Origin of the sequence: Pantoea sp. 1B4, from assembly GCF_016925765.1 — a bacterium.
GTDB lineage: Bacteria > Pseudomonadota > Gammaproteobacteria > Enterobacterales > Enterobacteriaceae > Pantoea > Pantoea agglomerans.
In genome coordinates, this window is sequence record NZ_JAEUWZ010000001.1 from 1,986,641 (window position 1) to 2,005,276 (window position 18,636).

The window sequence follows — 18,636 nt, forward strand, 5'->3', positions numbered from 1 at the left end:
AGATGTTGCGGTGAGAAAAGTGGCGAATCCGGCGCCCTATTGCAGCCTGAAACGCGGATCGAAGAAAAATGGCTCTACCACCACCTTACTGATGATGCCAGCCGCTGCCGGATGACGGGGATTGAACAGTGCATTCCACTCACCGGTCAGCGTGCTCGGCACCTTCAGCACCAGGCCGTTATCCGGGCTGGCAAGCCAGTCGTCACCAATTTGCCGCGTGGACGATGGCGCAGGATCGGCCTGCCAGTCATCGGGTAGTGCCTCCAGCGAGAGCTCGGTAATCAGCGATTCAGGGACGCTAATCGACAGCATTGAGTAGTCGTGTGACAGATCCTGAATGGTGAGATGAACCAGCGCCTCAAGTACACAGAGCGCCCGGCTTGATCCCATATAGACACAGACCGTTCCCACGGAATTCCAGCGCCCCCCCGTAAGTGCGGGCACCAAAACCATCAAAGGCGGTTATCGCATACTCACTCTTCACCAGGCGAAAGAAACGTACTGCCATCAGGTAATCACGCCATGCTCAAGCTGGCCAATCAGGTTAATCACCGCTTCTGCACCCGCCACCGTGGTGGTCATCTCCGCCGGTTTCTTACCGCCCAGCGCTTTGGCGGGCGTTTCCAGCCACTGCACCAGACGCTGCCTGTCGTCGCGGAACAGTTTACTGGCGGCAGAGAGGACGCGGATCAGCATGTAGATCCGTCCGCTCTGATCGGGCGAAAAGGTCTGCTGCGGATCTTTAACTTTGCGGTTGTAGGTGGTGCGATCAATGCCCGCCAGACGGCACAGCCAGCCCTCGTCAAAGGTGGACAACGACGCCGTGCGTTTCAGCACGCCGCTGCTGAACCCTACCGCAATACGCTGGTGCGCATCAGGCAGTGTTTCCGGCAGATTCAGGGCATGCAGCAGCGAATTGTCGCGACGATGCTGAGCGGGTGTGTAGATGGCGATAGACATAGCAGCCTCCTGTTCATTTGATTTTTATTTTAGCGCAAATGAACAGGCGGTGCCAGCTTTACCCCGTCGCTGAGCAAGCGTGATGCCTGTTACTCAGGCTTCTCCTGCTGTAACGCCTGCAGAATCTGCCACGCCGCCTTTATACGCAGCGGATTAGGGTAATTCTTGTTGGCGAGTATCACGACGCCGCTGTTCCTCTCAGGAATAAAGGCGATATAGGCACCAAATCCATTGGTTGCACCGGTTTTATGCACCCAGCTGGCGCTCTGCGACGGCCCGACCGGATTGAGCAGCGTTGCCGGGCGGGGTTGCAGCGCAACACCATTATCGCTGTCGCCCATCAGCGTGTCGGCAGTCACCGGCCAGTCGTAGATCTCCCAGCCCAGTCCCTGAAACAGAGTGCCGACTTTGAAGTAGCGCGCCTGCGCGGTGCGAATGGCATTACGCAGCACGGCATTCCCCGAAGAGAGGCGGTTAGGATCCACATTTGCCTGCATAAAGGTGAGCATGTCACGCGCGGTGGATTTAACGCCGTAGGCTTCTGCATCCAGCATGCCAGGTGAAACCCGTACCGGCTGGCCATTTTTATAGCCCCAGGCGTAGTCCAGCATCATCGAGGGCGGCACGGTGATATAGGTGCGCGTCAGACGCAGTGGCTGAAACACATTTCGCGCCATCGCCTGCTCATAATCGCCCTTTACCATCAGCGAACCAAACAGACCGATGCTGGCGTTAGAGTACTGCCGCAGCGTGCCGGGCGCTGACTCTGGCTGCCATTCCTGATAGAAACGCAGCAGCGAAGCCTGATCGGTGACATCATCCGGCAACTGTAGAGGCAAGCCGCCCGCGGTATAGGTCGCCAGATGCAGCATCCGCACCGGACGCCACTGCTCACCGGTCAGCTGCGGCCAGTACTTCTGCACCGGATCGTTAAGGCGTATTTCGCCGTTGCGGATCATGACGCCAGCCAGGGTGCCGGTAAAGGTTTTGCTCACTGAACCCAGCTCAAACAGCGTGTTTTCCGTGACCCGGCGGCGTGATTCGAGATCGGCCACGCCGAAGTTCACAAACTGCGCCCGGCCTTTGTAAAGCACCGCCACCGACATGCCGGGGATCTCCTGCTGCTCCATCAGCGGTTCGATCGCGGCTTTAACCAGAGAAGTAACCTGCTGTGAAGAGAGATCGGCGGCGACACAGCTGGCAGAAAGAGAGAATAACGCGAGATAAAACAAAGACTTTTTCATTGGCAACTAAGGGATTCTTCACTGAATTAAATTATTTACACTGGTCGGCACAGGCCTGCACGCACATCTGAGCCTGAGAACTGCAGCCACCGTTGTCCCGGGTGTTGCAGTGCGATTGTTCTGTGTAGCAGTTGGTCTGACAGGCGGAGACATCGCAGCGGGCAGCGACGGGCGTCAGCTGTGCCAGGGGCGCGCGGGCCGGAAAAAGCAGTGCGGGCTGAGCGAAGGCGCTGCTGCCCAGTAATCCGGACAGCAGCAGGCTGATGATCATTTTCATAAGAGTTCTCCAGAGGGACGCTGCACTAAGTATGGCCAGTCTGGCGCGCCCCGTCAGAGAAATCTAATCAAATTGAGACCACAGGGGGATGTTGAGTGACATTAATCACGCCACGGCTGTAGATATCGTTGAGCCGGGCAATGTAACGCTGGGTGTCATGCTGATCTTTGATGCGCAGAATCGCCGCCTCACCTTTCTCCTGCAGCATCTCAGGACGTTCGATAATAGCGAGCAGTATCGATTTCAGCCCCTCCACCAGCGACTGGCGTAGCTGCGTTTTCTGCTCTGGCGAGGTAATACTGTATTCACGGTCAGCGTTCAGCGGACTCGCAATCACCCAGCCTGCACTGGCGGGATTAATCTCTGGCAACGCGCGCACGTTGCTGGTGATTACCGGGCAGCCGTTAGCCTGCATCTCCAGTACCGAGAAACCGTACGTCTCCTGCCAGGTCGGTAGCAGTCCGGCATCGCTCTGGCCGAACAGCTGCATCAGGGCGCCGTTATCCATCTGTGCATGATGCGTGAAGCAGCGATAGCGTTTGATGCGGTTCTCAATGCCACTATAGAACGTCTCATCATCCTGGAACTGGCGGTGCGCCACGTTACGACGCTTGGCGAGATCGCCAATCAGCTGCACATCCAGCTGCGACTCTTCCAGTTTGCGCTCTTCAATCAGCTCACTGATCGCCAGCACAACTTCAGCCCCGCCTTTGCGGTAGAACTCGTTACCGGCAAAGGTCAGTTTCAGAATACCGGGCTGACGCGGCGTTTTCTGCTGGACAAACAGCTTCTGCGGCGGATGCAGCACCAGGGTTTTACGGCGGATTTGCTGGGCAATATCCGGCCTGAACAGTTTCATCTGAATGTTCAGGGTGGCATCTGAGATGGCAATCAACCCCAGGCAGTTATCTTTTAACAGATAAGGAATGAGGCGTTTCAGCTCGGGGTTGTCCTGCTTGGCGACGCCCGCCACCGGCAGCACACGCGGCAGCTCCGTTTCAAACGACGCGACCCACTTCTGATGGGTTATCGCCACTTCATTGAACAGATGCAGGATGTCAGCCCGCGATGCCCCTGAAAAAGGCACAGGCTGAAAGACAAAGGTTTTATTTTTTTTGAGCAATCGGGTTCGTAGCGGATTAATAAAGTAGAACAGATTGCTCTTTTTCAGATTGATATATTCGTTATCCGGATTAACTAAGATATTACGCTGCTCCGGATACTGGTTATTCGTGATTCCAATTTTCATGTTCGCCTTCCAGAGTCCTTGTGTCCGGAGTGATCTATATCACGTGATCGTGACTGGCGGGTCTGAGCAATATCCTAAAAGCCCGTAATGACGCGGCATGAACGCTTTTGCTAATGATTGCGCACGGTGCTAAAACAGACACAGTTGTGTCTGGTTATGAATTTGCATTTTTTATTAACAGGTGTGTTTAACTGTGTCAGGCTAACCCCTTATTGAATATAACGATTATTTTCCGGGAAATATTCGCGCCAGTTGTTATGTAAATGTTTAATTAATTGTCAGGAATATTAGCGAAGCGGATGAGGATTTTAGTTAATAACTTTTAAAGTAATAAGAATGACCATGCTAAAAAGTACCTGGCGCGTTCCACTGGCTGATGATTAACACAAACACAGACGGGCGTTAATGAAACAAATGATGCAGCACGGTTATATCCGCACCCTTTTTTGCACGCCTGTTTGCCACAATTCAGTGCAACAGTTTAAGAGGATGGCGGGTGCCATGCGCCTCAAATAATGCATTAAGCCTATGATTTACATAATTATTTAAATAAGGCACCCTACAGCCCCCCTCTCTGGTACAAAAGTTGCAGGAAGTGACGTATGCAGACAGGAGAGCATTATGAAAGCAATCGTGATTGGTGGCGGTATAGGCGGCATGAGTAGTGCCATTGCGCTGGAGAAATCCGGAATTGACGTTGAGGTCTTTGAAGCCATAAAGGAGATGAAGCCCGTCGGCGCGGCGATTTCCATCTGGCCCAACGGTGTTAAATGCCTGAATGCGCTGGGCATGAAAACCGCGCTGCGTGAGCTGGGCGGGAACATGGCCTATATGGCCTATCACGATGGCACCACCGGCGCGCCCCTGACCCGCTTCAGTATGGCGCCGCTGGTGCAGCAGGTTGGCGAATATCCCTGTCCGGTGGCGCGGGCAGAACTGCAGGCGATGCTGATTGATACCTTCGGGCGTGAACGGGTGCAGTTTGGTAAGCGGGTGATCCAGGTCGAGCAGACCGGCAGTGGCGTGATTGCCACCTTTTCCGACAACACTCAGGCCACCGGCGATTTCCTGATTGCCGCCGATGGCACCCATTCGGTGATCCGCGAGTATGTGCTGGAGCAGAAGCTGGAACGACGTTACGCCGGTTACGTTAACTGGAATGGCCTGGTCACTATAGATGAGAGGATTGCGCCCGCCGATCAGTGGACCACCTTTGTCGGTGACGGCAAGCGGGTGTCGCTGATGCCGGTCAGCGGCAATCGATTCTACTTCTTCTTTGATGTGCCGCTGCCGAAAGGGCTGCCGCAGGATCGCAGCACGGTGAAAGCGGACTTAACCGGCTATTTTAAGGGCTGGGCGGAGCCGGTACAGCAGCTGATCGCGGCAATCAATCCTGACACCACCAATCGGGTTGAGATCCACGACATCGAACCTTTCAGCCGCTTTGTTAAAGGACGTGTGGCCCTGCTGGGCGATGCCGCCCACAGCACCACGCCCGATATCGGCCAGGGCGGCTGCGCGGCGATGGAAGATGCCGTGGTACTGGCCTCGACGCTGGCTTCTCATTCACTGGGTATTGAAGATGCACTGCTGCGCTATCAGGCGCGACGGGTTGAACGGGTAAAAGATCTGGTGCTAAAAGCGCGCAAACGCTGTGACGTCACCCATGCGCGCGATCCGGCAATCACGGAAGAATGGTATGACTCTCTGAAAAGCGAAACCGGTGAACGGGTGCTGGCCGGAATGTGCGAAACCATTGAAGGTGGCCCGCTGGGCTAACACGAATAAAACCGGGCTGTCAGCGCGACCAGCGCGTGACAGCCCGTTCTGCTATGAATCCGCCAGACCACGATTTTTCAGCATGGGCTCCAGCTGCGGAGGCCCGCCCCGCCAGCTTTCATACAGTGTTTTGAGATCGCTGCTGTTCCCCCCGGGACAGAATTTTCTGTCGGAAGAGGTCGCCGTTCTCGCGCGTCAGTCCGCCCTGTTCCGCAAACCACTGATAGCCATCGTCGGCGAGCATCTGCGTCCAGATATAGGCGTAATAACCTGCAGCATAGCCACCGCCCCAGATGTGCTGGAAATAGCTGGAACGATAGCGCGGCGGCACCGCCGTCAGCGCCAGATTATCGCTCTGTAACGCCTGCTGCTCGAATCCCTCCACGCTTTGCGGCGCGGAATCACGGTTAAGGCTGTGCCAGTGCAGATCCAGCAGCGCGGCAGCCAGCAGCTCGCTCATCTCGTAGCCTTTGTTGAACGTGGCGGCCCGGACGATTTTTTCATGCAGCTCAGCGGGCATCAGCGCCTGAGTCTGATAGTGGCGAGCGTAGTTGCGGAACACCGCTGGCTCGCTGGCCCAGTGCTCGTTGATCTGCGAAGGAAACTCAACGAAATCGCGCGGGGTTTCCGTTCCCGACAGGCTCGGATAGCGCTGGCTGGCAAACAGACCGTGCAGCGTGTGGCCGAACTCGTGAAACATCGTGATGACGTCGTCCCAGCTCAGCAGCGCCGGTTCACCGGCTGGCGGTTTGGTGTAGTTACAGACGTTGTAGATCACCGGTTTGCTGTCGAGCAGCGTGGACTGGTTGACTAAGTTGCTCATCCAGGCGCCGCCGCCTTTGCTGTCGCGCTTAAAGAAGTCGGTGTAAAACAGCGCCAGCGGGGTCTCATCGGCGTCAAAAATCTCATAGACCTGGACGTCGGGATGGTAAACCGGCAGATCCTGTCGCGGCGTGAAACGGATGCCATAGAGCTGCGTCGCCGCCCAGAACACGCCATTCTGCAGCACCGAATTCAGTTCAAAGTAGGGCTTAATCTGGCTCTCATCCAGATCGTAACGGGCACGCCGCACCTGTTCGGCATAAAAACGCCAGTCCCAGGCCTGCAGGGTAAAATCGCCCTGCTGCTGATCGATAGTCTGCTGGATTGCCGCCGCTTCACGCTCCGCACGACCGCGCGCGGCAGGCACGATGTTATGCATAAACGCCAGCGCCGCCTTAGGCGTTTTGGCCATCTGATCCTGTAGCTTCCACTCGGCATAGCTGGCAAATCCCAGCAGCCGCGCCTGCTCGGCCCTGACCTGCGCCAGACGTAACACCAGCTCGCGGGTGTCGTTCTCATCGCCTTTTTCAGTGCGCGTCACGCCCGCCTTAAACAGCGCTTCACGGGTTGCGCGATCGGCCAGGCTCTGTAGTGCGGGTTGCTGGGTGGTGTTTTGCAGCACCAGCAGCCAGTGCTTTTCCAGTCCGCGTGCCTGCGCTTCCGCCTGCGCCACCGCCAGATCGGCCGGTGAGAGTCCCGCCAGCTTCTGCAGATCATCGACGACCAGCCCGCCCGCTTTAGTGGCGGCCAGCAATTTGTTGGTGAAGCGGGTACCGAGGCGGGCCGCTTCCTGATTCAGTGTCTTGAGCTGCTGTTTCTGCGCTTCCGGCAGATTAGCCCCCGCCAGTTGAAAGCGCTGCCAGATCACCTCGACCAGCCGTTTTGATTCGGCATCCAGTTTAGCGCGCTGCAGATAGACCGCATCGAGCCGCGAAAACAGCGGGCGGTTAAGCATGATGTCATCGTTGAGCGCGGTGAGCTGAGGCGCAATTTCCTCATCCACCTGCTGCAGATACGAGCTGGTATGCGCCGAGGTCATGGCACTGAACACCAGATTCACCCGGTTGAGCAGCTGTCCGCTCCTCTCCAGCGCCTCATAAGTGTTGAAAAAGCTGGGCGTGTCGCTGTTCAGTGCGATCGCCTCGATCTCCTGACGCTTCTCCTCAATGCCCGCCTGCAGCGCGGGCAGAAAATCCTGCTCCTCAATCTGGTCAAAAGGAGGAGTCTGGTAAGGCAGTGTGCTGACGCTAAAGAAGGGATTCTGACGGGCGTTCATGGTTCGCTCCTGGTGGGCATCGCAAAGTCTTATCCTGACAGGTTGCCGCGAAAGCGACAACTCAGGCGACGTGCTGCTGATAAACGCTGATGATTTCACCGGCAATCGCCACCGCAATCTCGGCGGGCAGCTTGCCTTTGACGTCCGGCAGGCCAATCGGACAGCGCAGGCGCGCCAGCGGTTCGTTCGCCACACCCTTGCCCGCCAGCCTGTAGCGGAAACGCTGGTTTTTCGTTTCAGAACCGATCACCCCGGCATAGCGGAAATCGCCGCGCTTCAGCACCGCCTCGCACAGTTCGAAGTCGAGGGGATGATGATGGGTCATGATGATGAAGTAGCTGCCTGCGGGTGCCTGTGCTACGCAGTCGAGCGGATCGTCCGGCTGCAGCGTCACCACGCCAGCCGGAACGTGGCTGAACTGCGCCGGGCGACTGTCGATCCAGTTTATGTGACAGGGTAACGTTGACAGCAGATTGACCAGCGCCTGTCCCACATGGCCTGCGCCAAAAAGGTAGATCTCCGGCTGCGCCTGCAGCAGCGGCTCAAACAGCAGCGTGGTTTTGCCGCCGCAGCACTGTCCGAGCCGCGCGCCAAGGCTGAAATCCTCGGTGTGTGGCGCAGTCGCCCCGCTCTGCAGCATCGCCCTGGCCTGGGCGATGCACTCAAACTCAAGATGACCGCCACCGATGGTGAGATAACTCTCCTGCTGCGTCACCACCATTTTGCTGCCGCTGTCGCGCGGCACCGAACCATGCTCACTGAGCACGGTGATTAATACGCAGCTCTGACGTTTTTCACGCAACTGATGCAGCACGCCAATCCAGTCATGATAAATCATCAACCCCTCCCGCCAGGCGCTGCACGCCCCAGAATATGCGCTCCGGCGTGGCGGGCGCGTCCAGCAGTGGGTGCTGCCGGTAATCGGAGACGCTGGCGACCGCATCCTGCAGGGCACACCAGGCGGCGATGCCCAGCATAAACGGCGGTTCACCAACGGCCTTGGAGTGGAACACCGTGTCTTTAGGGTTTTTGCGGTTCTCCAGCAGCGTGACCCGCAGGTCCGCCGGAACGTCGCTGATGGCAGGAATTTTGTAGCTCGCCGGGCCATCGGTCAGCAGCTGGCCTTTATCACTCCACACCAGCTCTTCGCAGGTGAGCCAGCCGACGCCCTGTACAAAGCCTCCTTCAACCTGGCCGATGTCGATGGCCGGATTCAGCGACGCCCCGACGTCATGCAGAATGTCGGCGCGCAGCAGGCGGGATTCACCGGTTAAGGTATCAATCACCACTTCACAGCAGGCTGCACCGTAAGCGTAGTAATAGAACGGCGTCCCGCGTCCCGCGACCCGGTCGTAATGAATCCCCGGCACGCGGTAGTAGCCGGTGGCGGAGAGCGGCACCTGATTCAGCCACGCCAGCTTCGCGACCTCGGCGAAGGTGTAATGTTTATCCCCGGCGCGCACGACCCCGTTGCGGAAGCTCACTGCCGCCGCGTCGCACTGGTGTAGCTCGCAGAGCATGGCGGTCATGCGATCGCGCAGGATCTCAGCACCATTCTGGGCCGCTTTGCCATTGAGGTCAGCCCCGCTGGAGGCCGCGGTTGGCGAGGTGTTGGGCACTTTGCCGGTGTCGGTAGCGGTGATCTGAATTTTATCGATCTCAATCTGCAGCACTTCGGCGACAATCTGAATCACCTTGGTGTTCAGGCCCTGGCCCATCTCGGTGCCGCCGTGGTTAAGCTGCACCGTGCCGTCGGTGTAGATCAGAATCAGCGCCCCCCGCCTGATTGAGAAAGCTGGAGGTAAAGGAGATGCCGAATTTTACCGGCGTCAGCGCCAGACCGCGTTTCAGCAGCGGACTGCGGGCATTAAACGCCTTAATCTCCGCGCGGCGAGCCTGATAGTCGCTGCTCTGCTCCAGCTGTTCGGTAATCTCATCCAGCAGGTTATCCTCTACCTGCTGGTGATAATGAGTGATGTTGCGATCCTGCTTGCCATAGTAGTTACGCTTGCGCAGCGCCAGCGGATCCAGCCCGCGCTCACGGGCGATGTGATCCATGATCTGTTCAATCGCCACCATACCCTGCGGCCCGCCAAAACCCCGATAGGCGGTGTTCGAGGCGGTGTTCGTGCGGCAGCGATAGCCGGTTACCCGTGCATCCCCGAGATAATAGGCGTTATCGGCGTGGAACATGGCACGATCGACAATCGATCCGCTAAGATCCAGCGAATAACCGCAGTTTCCGGCCAGATCGATTTTGATGCCGCACAGACGCCCATCCTCTTCAACGCCCGCTTCGTAGCGCACAAAGAACGGATGGCGTTTGCCGGTGACGCGCATATCGTCGCGACGTGAAAGCCGCATCTTCGCCGCCCGGCCGGTCTGGCGCGCCACGATTGCACAGAGACAGGCGACACCGGCCGCCTGCGTCTCTTTACCACCAAAGCCACCGCCCATCCGGCGCATATCTATCGTCACCTGATTCAGGCTGATGCCCATTACTTCCGCCACCAGTTTCTGCACTTCGGTGGGGTTCTGGGTTGAGGAGAAGACCTGCAACTGCTGATCTTCACCGGGAATAACCATTGCCGTCTGGGTTTCCAGATAGAAATGCTCCTGGCCGCCAATGTGAAACGCCCCACTGACCCGGTGCGGCGCACGCGCCAGGGCCGCTTCCACATCACCGCGCTGGTGAATGTGAGGTTCCTGCACAAAGCTGCCCTGTGCCAGCGCCTGTTCCACATCCAGCAGCGGTTCCAGCACCTCATATTCAATTACCGCAGCGGCCGCGCCAAGACGCGCAGCCTCGGGGGGATTCCGCCGCCACCGCGATCACGATCTGTCCCAGATACTCTACTTTGTCATGGGCCAGCAGCGGGTCGCCCGGCTCCAGCGGCCCGACATCATTGATGCCCGGCACATCCTGCCAGGTCAGGACGCTGACGACGCCGGGAACGGCATAACAGGGCTGAACATCAATATGCAGGATGCGCGCATGAGCATACTCACTCAAGCGCGGACAGAGATGCAGCAGACCCGGCAGCTCCGGCTTATCGTCGATAAAACGCGCCTCGCCGGAGACATGTTTTTCCGCGCTCTCATGGCGGTTACTGCGACCGACGCCGCTCTGTAAATCAGCGGCATACTGCGCCTTAATGACCTCTTCGTTGAGTTCAGGACGGTTATGAGACATAGCGGGCCACCTCGATACAGGTTATTTCGCCGTTGTGGCGATGCCAGTAGCGTCGCAGTAGGTTGCGTGCGACCTGCAGACGATAGTCACTGCTGGCGCGGAAATCGGAGAGCGGCTGGAAATCCTCTGCCAGCGCCGCGGCTGCGCGTGACACTGTCACGGCATTCAGCGGCTGACCGATGAATGCCTGTTCACAGTGACGGGCACGCTGCGGTGTTGCCGCCATGCCGCCAAAGGCGATGCGGGCACTGCTGACTACGCCCTGTTCAATCTGCAGATTAAAAGCGGCGAACACGGCGGAGATATCATCGTCCAGCCGTTTGGACACTTTCCAGGCCACAAAATCAGGTGACACCGTCACTTTATCGATGCGAATGGCGCGAATAAACTCCCCTTTTTCGAGCCGGGTCTGGCGATAGCCGGTAAAGAACTGATCCAGCGGCAGGCTGCGCTGCTGCTCACCGCGCTGTAACAACAGGCTGGCGTTCAGGGCCAGCAGCACCGGCGAGGCGTCGCCAATGGGGGGAAGCGTTGCCGATGTTGCCGCCTAATGTGCCCTGCAGACGGATTTGCAGCGAGGCAAAGCGTTGCAGCATCTCGCTGACGCCGGGAATGCGGCTGGCAAGAAATTCGCTGACCTGCTGCAGCGAAGCCCCTGCGCCCAGCAGGTAGTGGTCATCAAATTCGCTGCAGACTTTGAGCGCGGCAACCTGCTCCAGCGCAATCAGCAACGGTATTCTTTTATGCTGCTGGGTAATCTGCAGGCTGAGATCGGTGCCACCGGCAATCAGCCTCGCCTCGGGATGTGCCAGATAGATCGCCGCCAGCTGAGCCGGGGTTTTGGGCAGGAAGCAACGGCGGCCCTCACCCCCTAATTCCTGCATCTCCGGGGCTGCCAGCGCCTCAAGCCGCTGCACGGTTGCGGCGGCACCTTGATCGAACTGGTCTGTCACCGGCTGCGAGCAGAGCTGTTCGGCGGCGGCCATAATCGGCCGGTAACCGGTACAGCGGCAGAGGTTGCCCGCCAGCGCAGTTTCCGCCTGATGGCGATCCCAGCCCGAAGCGGTTTTTTGCAGGCTGAACAGCGACATCACAAAGCCCGGCGTGCAGAATCCGCATTGCGAACCGTGGCAGTCGACCATCGCCTGCTGCGCCGGATGCAGTGCGCGGCCGTGACGCAGATCCTCAACCGTAATCAGCTGCTTGCCCTGTAACGCGGAGACCAGCGTCAGGCAGCTGTTGACCGTTTCATACTGCATTGTTCCCCCGACGGCTTTGCCCAGGGTCACACTGCAGGCGCCACAGTCGCCAGATGCACAGCCCTCTTTGGTGCCAGGGCGTTGCTGACGGGTGCGCAGGTAGTTGAGCACCGTGAGGTTGGGGTCGAGCGCGTCCTCGCTGACCAGCTGGTTATTTAACAGAAACTGGATCATGCGGCTTGCTCCTGTGCGTCGCGCTGCCAGACCGGACGACCGGCTACCCAGGTCTGGGCAATATTGCGGTCGTCGCCGAGCGTCATTAATACAAACAGTTTTTCCCAGATATCTTTGCTGTTGCCGATGCGCAGTTGCTGCAGGGCAGAAACCGCCGGGTCCAGCACCACAAAGTCTGCTTCTTTACCGATGTTGAAATTTCCGATCACGTGGTCGAGATCCAGCGCGCGCGCCCCGCCCAGCGTGGCGTGATAAAAGGCTTCGGCCGCGCTGAGCCGGTAGTGCTGCAGCTGGCCCACCTTGTAGGCTTCGCCCAGGGTCTGCAGCATATTAAAGGTGGTGCCCGCCCCGACATCGGTGCCGATCCCCACTTTTACCCCCCTGCTGCCAGCTGCGTTTCAGGTTAAACAGGCCGCTGCCGAGAAACAGGTTTGAGGTGGGACAGAAAGCAATGGATGAATCGGTATCGTGCAGACACTGCCATTCGTTCTCTTCCAGATGCAGACAGTGAGCAAAGACGCTGCGGCGGCCGGTCAGCTGGTGATGATGATAAACATCCAGATAGCCTTCACGCTCCGGGAACAGTTCTTTGACCCAGGCGACCTCCTGCGGGTTTTCGCTGAGATGGGTATGCAGCCAGGTATCCGGGAACTCCTGACGCAGCTGCTGCACTTTTTCCAGCAGCTGTGGGGATGAGGTCGGCGCAAAGCGCGGCGTCAGGGCGTAGCTCAGGCGTCCGCGCTGGTGCCAGCGCTCAATCAGCGCCCGGGTCTGCTGGTAGCTCTGTTCAGGGGTTTCGATCAGGTTGTCGGGCGCATTGCGATCCATCATCACTTTCCCGGCAATCAGCCGCATGTTCAGCGCTTCGGCGGCGCTGAACAGCGCCTCCACCGATTGCGGATGGACGGTACCAAACACCAGCGCGCTGGTGGTGCCGTTGGAAAGCAGCTGATGCAGGAAGAAGGCGGACATCCGCGCAGCATGATCGGGACAGTGATACTGCGCTTCAACCGGGAAGGTGTAGTGATTCAGCCACTCCAGCAGCTGCTCGCCAAATGCGCCAATCATCTCTGTCTGCGGATAGTGAATGTGGGTATCGACAAAGCCCGGCACGATCAGTCTGCCGCGCAGGTCGATGACCGGATGCCCCGCCAGCATCGCCTCGCTATTCTCCCAGCTATCCAGCCCCACTACGCATCCATCACGCAGCAGCAGCACCGCATCCTCAAGATAGCGGGCCTGGCCGGCCAGGTCGTCGGGACGATCCACCACGCCGGTAAAGTCAAAGAAGCTGGCGCGTATCGCCGTGTCGGTTGCTGAAAGCATGGGTAGTCCTTTCTGAAAGCGCGATGTTATATCTGCAGATGATTATCTGAATAATCCTTTGCAACCTGCGTGCCAGAATTGAAATAGAATAAATTCTTTAAATATCAGTTAAATAAGCTAAACAGAGGGAAGTTGCGCAACAAACAAGGACTGAGATGGCGTAGCAACCGTTTGCGGAACGGATGCAAACGGTTGCTACGCAATATTGCGCGCCCTGGTCATTTTGAGTATGGCCGGTTACCCGCAAACCTGCCCTTTAACGGTGCAATCTGCCCTGAAAAGGCGCAGCTGGCTACCCGTTAAAATCCGTTTACAGGTCAGGCAGTTTTTCCACGCGCAGAAGCGGAAATGAAATGCTATGGTGAAGCCATCGACTCTGAAAATGGCATAAGGAACAGTGAGATGATTATTTTTGTCACCGGTGCGACCGCCGGTTTTGGTCAAAGCATCACCCGTCGCTTTATTGAGAATGGTCATAAAGTGATTGCCACTGGACGACGGGCTGAACGTTTAAAAGCGCTGAAGGAAGAACTGGGCGAGAATATTTATACGGTACAGCTCGATGTGCGTAACCGTGCCGCCATCGAAGAGGCGGTGGCGCAGTTACCGGCGGAATGGCGCAATATCGACGTGCTGGTCAACAACGCCGGTCTGGCGCTGGGCGTCGAACCGGCGCACAAAGCCAACGTCGAAGACTGGGAAAACATGATCGACACCAACACCAAAGGCCTGGTCTATATGACCCGCGCCCTGCTGCCACAGATGGTGGAGCGTGATGTCGGTCATATCATTAATATCGGATCGATTGCCGGCAGCTGGCCCTATGCCGGCGGCAACGTCTACGGCGCCACCAAAGCCTTTGTGCGCCAGTTCAGCCTGAATCTGCGAACCGATTTACACGGCACCGCGCTGCGCGTGACCGACATTGAACCGGGTCTGGTCGGCGGCACAGAGTTTTCCAACGTGCGCTTTAAGGGCGATGATGACAAGGCGGGTCAGGTCTACGAAGGGGCTACCGCCTTAACGCCGGAAGATGTGACAGAAGCCGTATACTGGGTGGCCACACTGCCTAAACATGTCAACATCAATAGCCTTGAGATGATGCCGGTCAGCCAGACGCTGGCGGGGCTGAAAGTGCATAAACCTTAACTCCCTGCAGCGCCAGCCCTCACGGCTGGCGTTACCCGCGCCCCCAACCCATGACGATAATCAGCATGCCGCTGAATGCGATCAGAGCCCCGCTCCAGTCCCACACACTTAACTTCACGCCATCCACCACCCGCAACCAGAGCAGCGCGGTAAGCACATAGACGCCACCGTAGGCGGCATAAACCCGTCCGCTGGCCGCGGGATGCAGCGTCAGCAGCCAGACAAACAGCGCCAGACTTGCTGCCGCAGGGAGTAGCAACCAGACTGAGCCGCCTTTTTTCAGCCATAACCACGGCAGAAAGCAGCCGGTAATCTCCGCCAGCGCGGTAATAAAAAACAGCACGGCGGTTTTAATCAGCATCCTTACCTCTCCTTAACGTAAACAAACGACTCACTGCTGGTGAGCAAAGAAACGGCGATGATATACTAAGAGCCAGGCCCATCAGGCTGTTTTATTTGTCCGTCTGAACCTGGGCAGTGCTCATCCTCCTCACGTACACCCTGTACGCGCCGGTTGTCATGCGCTGTCTGTGTCCAGACTGTCTGCCTCAATGACCCCTGATGAGCCAGGCTCTAAGCATGCCCGCTGCAACCGCTGTCGTGGATGGCGATGTTTGCGTCAACTAAAGGATAGTGTGATGAAAAAAATGATCCCTGCCGTGCTGATGGTTCTCCTCTCCACTGCGGCATTCACTGCCACTGCGAATACTAATCGTCTGATTATCGAAGATGGCAGTTCCGCGCTGAGCAATGAAGCGGCGCGCCAGGATAAAGAGCAATGGAATGACACGCGCATGCTGCGCAACAAAGTGAACACCCGCGTCGAAAAAGAGTTTGATAAAACCGATCGTGCGTTTGATACCCGCGACAAGTGCGAGCAGAGCCTCAATCTCAACGCCTACTGGGAGCCCAACACCCTGCGTTGTCTGGATCGCCGTTCCGGTCGCCCGGTAGCGCCGTAAATTTGAGCTATAGTAATGACGACGACTAACATAAGGAAGACGTGATGAAGCTACAGAGGGTTTTGTTAAGCGCGGCGTTATTTGCTCTGCCGCTAATGGCGCAGGCATCCTGTGAATCGGTAAAAACCGAAATCAGCCAGAAAATTATTCAGAACGGTGTGCCTGAGTCGGGTTTTAGTCTCGACATCGTCGCCAACGATCAGGTTGATCAGGCGGGTGGCCAGGTCGTCGGACATTGTGAGAACGACACACAAAAAATTGTTTATAAGCGCTCAGGCAGTGACAACGAAGCCAGCGTACCTGCCAGTGCCGGCAGTTCGCAGGACTCATCTGCCCAGTAGTTCTGTTCAAATCAGGGCGACATCCTGTCGCCCTGCCTGTTAGTCCGCCTGTTCCGGCCGCTGACGCGGCATCATCCATGCCACACCCACCGCAAACAGCGCAATCACCAGTGCCACCACGAACACCCAGTGCAGTGAGACGGCAATCGACCCTACCATCTGCTGCAGGGTTTCCGGCTGTAACTGCTGACGACTGGGTTCGGACATAATCTTCTGCACCGGATCCTCGACCTGCGGCAAACGCCACTGCAGATTGAGATTCAGCACCGCGCCCATGATCGCCGTCCCTACCGCCGACCCGATCATCCGGCTGAACATAATTGAAGCGGTACAGATGCCGCGAATCTGGTAATCCGCCTGATTTTGCACTGAAACCAGGAACGTGGTGCTGGTCATTCCCATGCCGGTACCGATCAGAAACGCCGTAAAGCCCGCCTGATAGAGTGAGCTTGCGGGCTGTAAAAACAGCAGCAAGGCACTGCCGGTCACCAGCAACAGCGCCCCAAGCTGGGCGGTGAAGCGGTAGGAGGTGTGCAGCATCAGTCTGCCGCTGAGGGTGCTGGCCAGCGGCCAGCCAATCGACATCATCGCCAGCACACTCCCCGCCTGTAACGGTGAACCGCCGCTGATCCCCTGAATCCAGGTGGGCAAAAAAGGCGCTGATGCCCATCATGGCCGCCCCGATGATGAAGTTGCCCGCATTGCCCGCCACGATAAGCCGGCTGCGCCAGATTATCAGCGGAAACAGCGGTGCCGCTGAATTCAGCTCGTGGCGTCTGAGCTGCCAGCCAGCGAACAGTGAGAAGAGCAGAAACGGCACCAGCCAGACGCCCAGCTGTTCCGCCTGCAACAGCGCAATCAGCAAGGCCGTCACGCAGAGCATCAGCCAGCCGCTGCCCGCCAGGTTCAGCGGCTGCGATTTCTCCTCCTTCTGGTGCGACGGTAGCCAGCGCCACAGCATCAGCATGCTGATCAGGCCGATGGGCAGATTGACCCAGAAAATCACCGACCAGCTAAAGTGCTGTACCAGCCACGCGCCGGTCAGCGGCCCCACTATCGCCGCTACACCCCAGACGCTGGAGAGCCAGCCCTGCACGCTGGCGCGTTCACGCGGCGAATAGATATCCGCCACGATGGTGGAGCTGAGGGGCATGATCGCCCCCCGCCCCCAGGCCCTGAAACGCCCGGAACAGGATCAGCCAGGTCATGGTATGGGCAAAGCCACACAGCACCGACCCCACCAGGAAAATCGACGTGCCGACAAAAAACATCGTTTTGCGACCCACCATATCCGCCAGCCGCCCATAGAGCGGCACGCTGACCGCCTGGGTCAGCAGATAGATCGAGAAGACCCAGCCAAACTGCGAAAAACCGCCGAGGTCAGCAATGATGGTGGGCATCGCGGTGGCCACAATAGTGACTTCAATGGCCGCCATAAACATCGCCAGCATGCAGGCGATTAAGATCCAGTGGCGATGTCCGGTCCGGAGTTGTGCGCTTTCAGTCATAGGGTTCCTTTTTTAATCTGCAAGGCTAGCTGAAAAACAGACAATGCAGTTTCCCGCGCGTGCGCATTTTCTGCGCCATCTGTGACAGTGTCACCAGAAGTCGATGAAAATTTTTTATTGTCGCATTAGCCCAGCGGCTACGCGGCTTTAACACCATTTTAACCTGTTTCTATCTCTCTGATTTGTGGCTTAAAAGCTGGCTTGTGCAATAAAGGGCTGCTATAGCATTACACCATCTTATTCAGTATTCACTGAAAAAGAGTGGGTAAACAGTCATTTTATCTACATTTTATCGCAGTTTCGGTATTGGGCGCGGCGGCATTTTTTGCCGTACCTGTCGGGCTGTTTATGGTTGTTATAACAATTGAGATCGTAATCAGGGAGATTCTCCGATGCAAAATGCTTCACTGGCCCGACGCGCCGGTCTGGCACTGCTTGCAGTGGTCGCGGTGATCGCGGTGCTGATCTGGGGCCTTGGCTGGGATCAGCTGGTCGCACGTAAAGTCGATCTGCTTTATCTCGGGCAACAACACCTCTTCTTAGTCTTCTGGTCAATGCTGTTCGCTTTGCTGGTCGGTATCCCCAGCGGCATCCTGCTAAGTCGCCCGTTTGCACGTCGCTGGGCAGAGTACGTGATGCAGATTTTCAATGTCGGTAACACCCTGCCACCACTGGCGGTACTGGCTCTGGCGATGGTTATTATCGGGATTGGCGACCGTCCGGCGCTGATTGCGCTGTTTCTGGCTTCGCTGCTGCCTATTGTCCGCAACACCTTCTCTGGTCTGAGCGCAGTTCCCCCCGTCGCTGATTGAGGCGGCCAACGGCATCGGCATGACCAAATGGCAGCGTCTGCGTCAGGTAGAGCTGCCGAATGCCTTGCCGGTCATCCTCTCTGGCGTGCGCATCGCCACCGCCATCAATGTCGGCACCGCCCCACTGGCGTTCCTGATTGGCGCCAGCAGCTTTGGCGAGCTGATCTTCCCGGGCATCTATCTGAATGACTTTCCGACGCTGATACTCGGCGCCGTCGCCACTGCACTGGTGGCACTGGTACTGGATATGATGCTGGCCGCGCTGGGCCGCTTTCTGAGTCCGCACGCTGCGGCCTGACCACAAG

The 18,636-nt window shown here is 57.6% G+C and carries 11 protein-coding genes and 6 pseudogenes; 5 read left to right on the top strand and 12 right to left on the bottom strand.

Translation table 11 applies throughout. From position 1 onward, the window contains the following. Nucleotides 1-36 precede the first annotated feature (36 nt). The 5 genes from JNO11_RS09755 to JNO11_RS09775 all read right to left on the bottom strand — a co-directional run bounded on the left by JNO11_RS09755 (nt 37) and on the right by JNO11_RS09775 (nt 3,730). Nucleotides 37-411 carry an RES family NAD+ phosphorylase gene (locus JNO11_RS09755; RefSeq protein ID WP_325177248.1) on the bottom strand — a complete coding sequence of 125 codons (375 nt, stop codon included), beginning with the start codon at nt 409-411 and terminating at the stop codon, nt 37-39. Nucleotides 412-507: 96 nt separating this feature from the next. Beyond that, nucleotides 508-960 carry an antitoxin Xre/MbcA/ParS toxin-binding domain-containing protein gene (locus JNO11_RS09760; protein ID WP_010244850.1) on the bottom strand — a complete coding sequence of 151 codons (453 nt, stop codon included), beginning with the start codon at nt 958-960 and terminating at the stop codon, nt 508-510. An 89-nt stretch (nt 961-1,049) separates the two neighbouring features. Beyond that, nucleotides 1,050-2,204: a class C beta-lactamase gene (gene ampC / locus JNO11_RS09765; RefSeq protein ID WP_033771792.1), complete on the bottom strand. Its 1,155-nt coding sequence runs from the start codon at nt 2,202-2,204 to the stop codon at nt 1,050-1,052. A gap of 31 nt (nt 2,205-2,235) precedes the next feature. After that, nucleotides 2,236-2,481, bottom strand: a complete 246-nt coding sequence (locus tag JNO11_RS09770) for a hypothetical protein (protein WP_099257375.1) — start codon at nt 2,479-2,481, stop codon at nt 2,236-2,238. A gap of 67 nt (nt 2,482-2,548) precedes the next feature. Beyond that, complete coding sequence (locus JNO11_RS09775; protein ID WP_325177249.1) at nt 2,549-3,730, bottom strand: glycosyltransferase family 4 protein; 1,182 nt, start codon at nt 3,728-3,730, stop codon at nt 2,549-2,551. Nucleotides 3,731-4,351: 621 nt separating this feature from the next. Here JNO11_RS09775 and hpxO point away from each other — a divergent pair. Continuing rightward, a complete protein-coding gene (gene hpxO, locus JNO11_RS09780; protein ID WP_325177250.1) occupies nt 4,352-5,509 on the top strand; it encodes an FAD-dependent urate hydroxylase HpxO in 1,158 nt (385 codons plus the stop codon). A 51-nt stretch (nt 5,510-5,560) separates the two neighbouring features. Here the strand turns inward: hpxO and dcp are convergent. From dcp to guaD, 5 genes and pseudogenes are all read right to left on the bottom strand, one after another. Continuing rightward, a pseudogene (dcp, locus tag JNO11_RS09785) lies at nt 5,561-7,607 on the bottom strand (peptidyl-dipeptidase Dcp). A 61-nt stretch (nt 7,608-7,668) separates the two neighbouring features. Continuing rightward, complete coding sequence (gene xdhC, locus JNO11_RS09790; protein ID WP_010670170.1) at nt 7,669-8,445, bottom strand: xanthine dehydrogenase accessory protein XdhC; 777 nt, start codon at nt 8,443-8,445, stop codon at nt 7,669-7,671. Further along, nucleotides 8,432-10,800: pseudogene (gene xdhB / locus JNO11_RS09795) on the bottom strand (xanthine dehydrogenase molybdopterin binding subunit). The gene xdhC and the pseudogene xdhB overlap by 14 nt, the downstream one beginning before the upstream one ends. Next, nucleotides 10,790-12,233 (bottom strand): annotated as a pseudogene (gene xdhA, locus JNO11_RS09800) (xanthine dehydrogenase small subunit). Before xdhA ends, xdhB begins: the two co-directional pseudogenes overlap by 11 nt. Beyond that, nucleotides 12,230-13,559: pseudogene (gene guaD, locus JNO11_RS09805) on the bottom strand (guanine deaminase). Before guaD ends, xdhA begins: the two co-directional pseudogenes overlap by 4 nt. A 402-nt stretch (nt 13,560-13,961) precedes the next feature. Between guaD and ydfG the strand changes: the two are divergent. Further along, entirely contained in the window at nt 13,962-14,708 is a 747-nt protein-coding gene (gene ydfG, locus JNO11_RS09810; RefSeq protein ID WP_033757999.1) for a bifunctional NADP-dependent 3-hydroxy acid dehydrogenase/3-hydroxypropionate dehydrogenase YdfG, read from the top strand. A 31-nt stretch (nt 14,709-14,739) separates the two neighbouring features. Here the strand turns inward: ydfG and JNO11_RS09815 are convergent, their stop codons facing one another. Next, nucleotides 14,740-15,066, bottom strand: coding sequence for a YnfA family protein (locus JNO11_RS09815; protein WP_029519067.1), 327 nt, complete (start codon nt 15,064-15,066; stop codon nt 14,740-14,742). A gap of 280 nt (nt 15,067-15,346) precedes the next feature. Here JNO11_RS09815 and JNO11_RS09820 point away from each other — a divergent pair, with 280 nt between their 5' ends. Beyond that, complete coding sequence (locus tag JNO11_RS09820) at nt 15,347-15,670, top strand: DUF1283 family protein (protein WP_010244816.1); 324 nt, start codon at nt 15,347-15,349, stop codon at nt 15,668-15,670. 44 nt (nt 15,671-15,714) lie between these two features. Further along, nucleotides 15,715-16,011 carry a DUF1161 domain-containing protein gene (locus JNO11_RS09825; protein WP_033771805.1) on the top strand — a complete coding sequence of 99 codons (297 nt, stop codon included), beginning with the start codon at nt 15,715-15,717 and terminating at the stop codon, nt 16,009-16,011. Between the two features lie 39 nt (nt 16,012-16,050). Here the strand turns inward: JNO11_RS09825 and JNO11_RS09830 are convergent. Beyond that, nucleotides 16,051-17,519 (bottom strand): annotated as a pseudogene (locus JNO11_RS09830) (MDR family MFS transporter). Nucleotides 17,520-17,911: 392 nt separating this feature from the next. Between JNO11_RS09830 and JNO11_RS09835 the strand changes: the two are divergent. After that, nucleotides 17,912-18,629, top strand: a pseudogene (locus JNO11_RS09835) (ABC transporter permease). Nucleotides 18,630-18,636 lie beyond the last annotated feature (7 nt).